Raw genomic sequence first — 7,646 nt, forward strand, 5'->3', positions numbered from 1 at the left:
CAGCTCGCGCGCCCGGTCCCGTACGTCCGCGATGGCCCACAAGGAGGCCGCGCCGACGTCGATGGGCGCCTCGCCACCACCGGCGGTCGCCGCCCAGGAGGCCTGGAGGAACTCCTGCGAGGTGGCGGTCCACAGCGTTTCTCGCCGCGCAGGGCCTGGACGTCTTCGGCCTCGACCTGTCCGAGTCGATGCTCGCGATCGCGCGCCGCGAGAACCCTGGGCTGCGCTTCCAGCAGGGCTCGATGCTGGACCTGGACATTCCCGACGGGACCCTGGCGGCGGCCGTCTCCTGGTACTCGTCCATCCACACGCCTGTGGACCGACTCCCGTCCCTCTTCGCGGAGTTCCACCGCGTCCTGGCACCGGGCGGGTATCTGCTGCTCGCCTTCCAGGCGGGCGACCGGCCCCTCACTCTCGACCGGCCCTTCGGTCACCCGGTGTCCCTCGGCTTCGAACGGCGGCGACCGGAGGTGATGGCCGAACTGCTGGAGGCGGCGGGGTTCACGCTGCGGGCACGGACCGTACGGGAAGCGGAGGAGGGACTCGGGGAGTCGTCAGCGCAGGCGTTTCTGACCGCCCGGAAGCCGGTGGAGATCGGCTGAGGCTTCCAGGGCTCGGCGGGCGCCGACCTCGCTGGGGTATTCGCGGACCGCGAACGCGGCGATCACCCAGCCGACGCAACCCGCCGCGAGCGCCGGGGCGACCGGTGCCGCGACCAGCCAGAGGGCACGGCCCGCGACAGCCAGTCCGGTGGAGCGCCGGGTCTCGTCCCGCTTGGCCTGGCGGGCCTGGCCGGGCGTCGGCGGGTCCAGCAGCTTCTTGTGAAGGTCCCGCCGCTGCACCCGCCACCCCCAGGCGAAGGCCACGAAGGACAGGACCGCCTGCGCCCAGTCCCACACCGTGCGCACGGTCGGCGGCAGGCTCGTGCGGAAACTCCCGTAGAGGACGAGCGCGATGTAGCAGAAGAAGGCCGTCACGACGAACCAGAGGAGGGCTCCGGAAGCCCGGCGCAGCCAGTAGCGCGTGCCGCGCTCGTACCAGGTGGTGCCGAGCCCGGGCAGGGCGGGAATCCGGGCCGGCGTGCCAGAGCCGGGGGCCTCAGAAGATGCTTTTGATGCCATGCCAGACGTCATCCTTGAGTCGTACGAAGTCATGCCCGGTCTCCGTCATGACATGGCCCGTGCCGTGCAGCACGCCGCCGACCACCCCGTGGTCGTGGATGTCCTCGCTCCAGTGCTCGTGGAACGCGTGGTCGATGACCCCGGTCGCCCCGACGACGATCGCGCCGCCCACTCCGGCCACGACGATCGCGGGCGCTTCGAAGGGCGCGGCGGCCACCAGGCCGGCCGTGATGGCCACACCGGTGGCCAGCCCCGCGACGTTGGCGCCCCCGTCCACCGCCACGGAGTGCTGCCAGGACCACCCCTTGTCGTGATCCTCGGAGGCCTCCAGCAATCCGCAGGCACCGGCCGCGGCGACGTCCAGTACGGGAACCTCCTTGAGGAAGTCCGGGAGTTTGTCCAGGCTTTCGCCCGCGCGCAGGGCGTCCGCGGCGTCGGCCAGTTTGACGTTCAGGGCGCGGTCGTAGGGCAGTTTGGTGCTGCCGTAGTCGGCGCGGGCCATGTCCTCTTCCAGGGACTGGACCCTGGCGACGGCGTCGGCGTAGGCGCCCTTGGCGGGAAGGTCCTTGGGGAGCGAGCGGCCGGCCTTCTGGAACGCCTTGCGTTCGGAGCGGAGTTCCTTCTTGGCCGCCTGCGCCTCGGACTTGGCGTCGTCGATCTTCGTGCGGGCCTTGGCTCCGTCGACCCGCGCGTCCTCGGCGTCGAAGGCGTACAGACCGCGCAGATAGTCGACGACGGTGATCTTGTCGCCGGCGGTCACCTCGGCCTTGCCGGTCACCTCCGCGTACAGCGCCTGCAACTGGTCCGCCGCCGCCAGCCGCGCCTTCTGCGCCGTGTGCAGGACCTCCTTGCGCACGGTGTCGTACTCGCCCATCGCGGAGATCGTCTTCTGCTCGTCCGCGCTGGGCGGAGTCGAGGTGGTCGTCGGCAGCGGGACGCCCTTGTCCCCCGTCACGACGCCCTTCTTCGCCGCCACGTGCTCGGCGTTCTGAAGGGCCGTCTCACACGTGGAGAGCGCGTCGGCGAGGGTGTCCAGGATGTCGCCCGCCTCGTGGACGAGGGCGGCGAAGGCACCGGCGGTCACGGCGTCCTCGGTGTATGTGGCGCGGAAGGACTCCGCCGACTCGCCCTTCCAGCCCGCGTCGTCGACCAGGGCGTCCACAGCACGGGTGAGGGGGCTGATGACGTCGTCGAGCTTGTCCTTGGCGTTCTTGTACGTCGTGGCCATCGTGCGGAGTCCGCCGATGTCGCCGCCCACCCAGCTGTCGGTCATCGGCCCCTCATCCCGCCATCAGGTCTTCGAACACGCCATGGACGTCGATGTCGTGCCGGTGGAAGGAGTCGCGGGCGTACGCGACCTTGTCGCCCCGGTCGTCCAGCCGGTCGGCGAAGCCGATGTGGAGGGCGACGATGAGATCGGCGACCTCCTTGATGGCGTGGTCGAGGGCGGAGTCCCCACCGCTCACCACGGGCGGGGCCACCTGGTCGTGCAGCTTCCGGTAGTCCGTGGCCTGGTCGTGGAACGTCGTGGCCATCGAGGTCAGGTCGCTCATGACCGCTTTGAAGTCGGCCGACATCAGCGCACCTCCTGCGCGTAGGCGGCCAGATCGGCCGGCTGCCAGTTGGGGGGTCCGGGAGCCACCCACGGGTCGAGCAGCACGGTGACTCCCTGCTCGCCGACCCCTTCGGCCAGCGGCCCGAGAGAGGTGGCGACCCACGGCTGGGCCTCGCCGAGCGCGGCGACCAGCTTCTCCAGGGTCGTGAAGGCGAAGGCCACGGTCCCGGTCACGTCGGTGGGATGCGCGAAGAGTTCGTACGCGATGAACGGCACGCGGACCGGACGGCCGTCGTCGTACGTCGTGTCGACGTACCGGGGATGGGCGGGTACGAACACGGGCGTCTCGTACGGCGGAACACCGGGCTTGGGCCCGGGGCGCCCGACGGCCGGCGGCCGGACCGGCGGCTCCGCCTCCGCGAAGTCGAGCAGCCGGGAGCGCCGCGGTTCCGGCGACCCCGGCGGCCCCGCCGCAGGCCCCTGTGTGTAGTCAAGAAGGCGTGAACGGTTCGGCTCCCCCACCGCCGTCTCCTCTTCCCCGCGAGTCATCGTGGTCACTGTGGATGTTTGCGCGCCCTCACAGTAGTCACGTCACGAGCGCCCAAATCCGGCTATGTCACGCCTCCGAACCCGTTGCATGCGCAATGCATACGGCCGCTTGGTCCCGGCCTGGTCATCCCTTGACCGTGTGATGACCAGACCAGGACACCGGTGCTACGACCGCTACAGCGCCCCCGCCAGATCCAGCGCCGCCACGTACCCGAACGTCATCGCCGGTCCGATCGTCGAGCCCGCGCCCGCGTAGCTGTGCCCCATCACCGCCGCGCTCGCGTTCCCGGCCGCGTACAGACCGGGGATCACCGAACCGTCCGCCCGCAGCACCCGCGCCCGTGCGTCCGTCCGCATGCCGCCCTTGGTGCCGAGGTCGCCGGGGACGATGCGGAAGGCGTGGTACGGGGGCAGCCAGAGCGGGGCGAGGCAGGAGTTGGGGAGGATCGACGGGTCCGTGTAGTAGTGGTCGTAGGCGCTGTCGCCGCGCCCGAAGTCGGTGTCCTTGCCGCTGGCCGCAAGGGAGTTGAAGCGGCTGACCGTGGAGCGCAGGGCCGCCGGCGGGACGCCGATCGAGGTGGCGAGGGCGTCCAGCGTCCATGCCTTGTACGCCGCGCCCGAGCTGTACCAGTCGTCGGGGAACGTGAACGTCGGCAGGACGTCCTTGAAGAGGTACCGGTTGCGGTAGTTCTGGTCGACGATCAGCCAGGCCGGGATGTCGGGGGCGGCGGCGTCACGGTCGTACATGATGTGGACGACGTCGCTGTACGGCGCGGCCTCGTTGACGAAGCGGGAACCGGCCCGGTTGACCAACAGGCCGCCGGGGAGGGTGCGTTCGGCGAGGCAGAAGTACGGGTCGCCGGGGAGCGGGATGGTGGGTCCCCACCAGGCGTCGTCCATCAACGCCAGTGCCGCGCCCGCCCGTTGGCCCGCCCGGATGCCGTCCCCGGTGTTCTCCTTCGCGCCGACGGTCCAGTCCGTGCCGATGGGCTGGCGCTGGTACTGGGCGCGCATCGCCGCGTTGTGCTCGAAGCCGCCGGAGCCGACCACGACCCCGCGCCGGGCACGCACCAGCCCGGCGGCACCGGCCCGCGTGACGACCGCTCCGGTGACTGCGCCATTCTCCAAGTACAGGTCGGTGAGCGGGGTGTTGAGCCACACCGGGACCTGCGCGGACTGGAGTCCGGCCCGTAGGCCGGCGGCGAGGGACTGGCCCATGGTGAGCGGCTTCTGGCCGAGCAGCGCCGCCTTCGTCCCCCGGGCCAGGCACTCGGTGGCGACGGCCGCGCCCTTGACGCTCACCGCCGCCAGGTCGAGCCACTTGTAGTCGGCGCTGAAGACGACCATGCCCGAAGGGACGGCCAGATAGGGCGGGTTGAGGTGGGCGAGTTCGGTGCCGAGGATGTTGCCGTCGAGCTGATCGGGCTCTATGGAACGGCCGTTGGGCAGCCCGCCCGGCAACTCCGGGTAGTAGTCGCTGTATCCCTCCATCCAGCGGAAGCGCAGCGGGCTGTTCGCCATCACGAAGGAGATCATGGCGGGGCCGTGCGAGAGGAAGGACTGCCGGCGGTCGGCGGGGACGTCGGTCCCGACGACCGCGGCCAGGTAAGTGGCGGCTTTGGCAGGGGTGTCGGGGACTCCGGCCGCCAGGATCACGGGGTTGTTGGGGATCCAGATGCCCGCCCCCGAACGCGCCGCCGAACCCCCGAACGTCGGCGCCTTCTCCACCACCACGCAGCTGAGCCCCTGCTTGGCGGCGGTCAGCGCGGCCGTCATCCCGGCCGCTCCCGCCCCGATCACGACGACGTCGTAGGTGCCGAGGAGCGGAAGATCGGCGGCCCGCGCCGAGTGCTGCCGCACCCCACCGGCCACACCGAGCGCGGCGACCGCACCACCGGCCAACACGCGTCTTCTACCCGGGAGTTGTGCCTGTGCGTCCGCGCTCGTGGTCATGGCCGCTCCAGCCCGACGGGGAATGGGCTGGGAATGTCGCGCGGGGGTCTTGGGAAGTCAATGACCAGGTACGCACCAAATCCCCCTGAATGACGGTCAGTTCGCGTACAGCTCCTCGATCTCCCGGGCGAACTCCTGCATGACGAACTCCCGCCGCAGCTTCATCGACGGGGTGAGATGGCCGGCCGCCTCCGTGAAGTCCACCGGCAGGACGCTGAAGCGGCGGATGGACTCGGGGCGGGAGACCAGCTTGTTGGCGTCGTCGACGGCACGTTGCAGGACCTCTCTCAACTCCTCGTCGTTGACGAGGAGTTCGGCGGGGACCGGGTGCTTGCCGTTCATCTGGCGCCAGTGGGTGATGCCTTCGAGGTCGAGGGTGATCAGCGCGGCGACGTAGGGGCGGCGGTCACCGACGACCATGCACTGGGCGATCAGCGGGTGGGAGCGGAGCCAGTTCTCCAGCGGGGCCGGGGCCACGTTCTTGCCGCCCGCGGTGATCAGGATCTCCTTCTTGCGGCCGGTGATGGTGAGGTAGCCCTCGTCGTCGAGGCTGCCGATGTCGCCGGTCGCGAACCAGCCGTCCTGGGACGCGGGAATCACCCCGTCGCCGTGCGGGTCCCAGTAGCCGCGGAAGACCTGGCCGCCGGCGAGCAGGATCTCGCCGTCCGACGCGATGCGGACCTTGGTGCCCGGCATGGGCCAACCGACCGTCCCCAGCCGGGGTTTGAGCGGCGGGGTGCAGGTCGCCGCCGCCGTCGTCTCGGTCAGGCCGTAGCCCTCGAAGATCTCGATGCCCGCGCCGGCGTAGAACGCGGCGAGGCGGCGGCCCAGCGGGGAGCCGCCGCAGATGACGTAACGGAGCCTGCCGCCGAGGGCGTTGCGGATCTTCCGGTAGACCAGCGGGTCGTAGAAGGCGCGGGCGGTCCTCAACGCGCGGCTCGGGCCTGACCCCTTGCCGGACTGGTGGGCCTCCAGCGCCTCGCCGTAGCGGCGGGCGACGTTCGTGGCGCGGTCGAAGATCTTGCCGCGGCCGCCCTTCTCGGCCTTCGCCCGCGCGTTGTTGAAGACCTTCTCCAGCATGTACGGGATGGCCAGCAGGAAGGTCGGCTGGAAACTCGCCAGGTCGGCGAGCAGGTCCTCGGACTTGAGGCTCGCGGCGTGGCCGAGGCGGACCCGGGCGCGGATGCAGGCGACGGCGACCATGCGGCCGAAGACGTGGGAGTAGGGGAGGAAGAGGAGCGTGGAGGGCTCTTCGTCGGCCTTGTTCTTGAAGACGCCGTAGAGGAGCTCGATCGCGTTGTCGACCTCCGCAAGGAAGTTGCCGTGGGTGATCGCGCAGCCCTTGGGGCGGCCCGTGGTGCCCGAGGTGTAGATGACGGTGGCGAGCGTGTCGGGCAGCAACACCCCACGCCGTACGGAGACTTCCTGGTCCGGGACGGTCCGGCCGAGTTCGGCCAGCCGGTCCAGGTGCCCCTTCTCGAAGACCCACATGTGGCGCAGGTCGGGCAGCCGGGGCGTCTCCGGACCCAGCGCCGCCGCCTGGGCGACCGTCTCGGCGGCCATCGCGACCGCGCCCGAGTCCTGGAGGATCCAGCGGATCTGGAAGAGGGAGGAGGTCGGGTACACCGGGACGGTGACCAGCCCGGCCGCCCACGCGGCGAAGTCGAGGAGCGTCCACTCGTACGTCGTCCGCGCCATGACCGCGATCCGGTCGCCCGGCGCGAGCCCCTCCGCGATCATCCCCTTGGCGACGGCCCGCACCTGCTCGGCGAACTCCGCCGCCGTGACGTCCTGCCAGTTCCCGTCCGCGTCCTGCCTGCTGAGGACCACGTGCTCCGGCGCCGCCGCCGCGTTCTCGAACGGCAGGTCGGCGAGCGAGCCGTGGGTGGCCGGCGGCACCAGCGGCGGTACGGACACCTCCCGCACCACGCCGTCCAGCCGCCGGATCTCGGGCTCGACGAGCACGGGCGCGCCGTCGTAGTCGTAGCCGGACGGGTAGGCGAGGGACATGGCAGCTCCTGGGGCGTGCAGCTTGTACCGCTCTGCTGCATTAGGTACGCATGGTGCGTACCGAGGCGTTCATCCTGGCCTGCGGCCGATGTGTTACCTCGGGTTAGGTCGAAGATCGTACGGTGCCCGCGTGGGGACTTGGTGCGGGTTCGGGGGTGGTACGGAGCCGGGCCTGTGCAACCTCGGCGGGTTCGCCAGGCTTTGTCGGCCATACGTCGACCCTGCGCCACCTCTGCGTCACCCATGCGCTCTCCATGAGTCCATGTTGAGGTGCAGACGGCGCCGCCGGTGATCGAGGTGAACGCCTGGTCGGCGCCGGTCCAGGAGAACACCTCCAGCAGCACCTCCGGAAGGTCGACGCGGGGCAGCATCGCGAGGCACGCATCGCGGCGAACCGTTCCATGCCGCGGTGGTACGTCCGGAGGATGTCGCGGGCGACGCCGAGCAGCTCGGAGCGC

At 70.7% G+C, this 7,646-nt stretch carries 6 protein-coding genes and 1 pseudogene; 1 reads left to right on the forward strand and 6 read right to left on the reverse strand.

The window, feature by feature from the left end; translation table 11 throughout:
• Positions 1 to 125: 125 nt before the first annotated feature.
• A pseudogene (locus ACNFOC_RS47170) lies at positions 126 to 602 on the forward strand (class I SAM-dependent methyltransferase); the annotation flags it as partial.
• On the opposite strand, the gene ACNFOC_RS47175 reads toward ACNFOC_RS47170, so the two are convergent.
• The 6 genes from ACNFOC_RS47175 to ACNFOC_RS47200 form a co-directional block, all read right to left on the reverse strand.
• Positions 555 to 1,121: a hypothetical protein gene (locus ACNFOC_RS47175; RefSeq protein ID WP_416965162.1), complete on the reverse strand. Its 567-nt coding sequence runs from the start codon at positions 1,119 to 1,121 to the stop codon at positions 555 to 557. The pseudogene ACNFOC_RS47170 and the gene ACNFOC_RS47175 overlap by 48 nt on opposite strands.
• A complete protein-coding gene (locus ACNFOC_RS47180) occupies positions 1,099 to 2,394 on the reverse strand; it encodes a WXG100 family type VII secretion target (protein ID WP_416965163.1) in 1,296 nt (431 codons plus the stop codon). The genes ACNFOC_RS47175 and ACNFOC_RS47180 overlap by 23 nt, the downstream gene beginning before the upstream one ends.
• A 7-nt stretch (positions 2,395 to 2,401) precedes the next feature.
• Positions 2,402 to 2,698, reverse strand: coding sequence for a DUF6317 family protein (locus ACNFOC_RS47185; RefSeq protein ID WP_406123443.1), 297 nt, complete (start codon positions 2,696 to 2,698; stop codon positions 2,402 to 2,404).
• The gene (locus ACNFOC_RS47190) at positions 2,698 to 3,225 is read right to left on the reverse strand and encodes an SAV_915 family protein (protein ID WP_416965164.1); all 528 of its coding nucleotides are present in this window, start codon (positions 3,223 to 3,225) and stop codon (positions 2,698 to 2,700) included. Before ACNFOC_RS47190 ends, ACNFOC_RS47185 begins: the two co-directional genes overlap by 1 nt.
• Before the next feature lie 174 nt (positions 3,226 to 3,399).
• Positions 3,400 to 5,178 (reverse strand): 3-oxosteroid 1-dehydrogenase, encoded by a 1,779-nt coding sequence (gene kstD / locus ACNFOC_RS47195; RefSeq protein WP_416965165.1) that lies wholly within the window; start codon positions 5,176 to 5,178, stop codon positions 3,400 to 3,402.
• A gap of 96 nt (positions 5,179 to 5,274) precedes the next feature.
• Complete coding sequence (locus tag ACNFOC_RS47200) at positions 5,275 to 7,188, reverse strand: AMP-dependent synthetase/ligase (protein ID WP_416965166.1); 1,914 nt, start codon at positions 7,186 to 7,188, stop codon at positions 5,275 to 5,277.
• Positions 7,189 to 7,646: the final 458 nt, after the last annotated feature.

The organism is Streptomyces colwelliae (genome assembly GCF_048158785.1).
Lineage (GTDB): Bacteria > Actinomycetota > Actinomycetes > Streptomycetales > Streptomycetaceae > Streptomyces.

What these genes read in the sequence shown, in the direction of transcription:
- kstD (WP_416965165.1), bottom strand. Translation starts at nt 5,178, where the DNA reads ATGACCACGAGCGCGGACGCACAGGCACAACTCCCGGGTAGAAGACGC.
- ACNFOC_RS47190 (WP_416965164.1), bottom strand. Translation starts at nt 3,225, where the DNA reads ATGACTCGCGGGGAAGAGGAGACGGCGGTGGGGGAGCCGAACCGTTCA.
- ACNFOC_RS47200 (WP_416965166.1), bottom strand. Translation starts at nt 7,188, where the DNA reads ATGTCCCTCGCCTACCCGTCCGGCTACGACTACGACGGCGCGCCCGTG.
- ACNFOC_RS47180 (WP_416965163.1), bottom strand. Translation starts at nt 2,394, where the DNA reads ATGACCGACAGCTGGGTGGGCGGCGACATCGGCGGACTCCGCACGATG.
- ACNFOC_RS47175 (WP_416965162.1), bottom strand. Translation starts at nt 1,121, where the DNA reads ATGGCATCAAAAGCATCTTCTGAGGCCCCCGGCTCTGGCACGCCGGCC.
- ACNFOC_RS47185 (WP_406123443.1), bottom strand. Translation starts at nt 2,698, where the DNA reads ATGTCGGCCGACTTCAAAGCGGTCATGAGCGACCTGACCTCGATGGCC.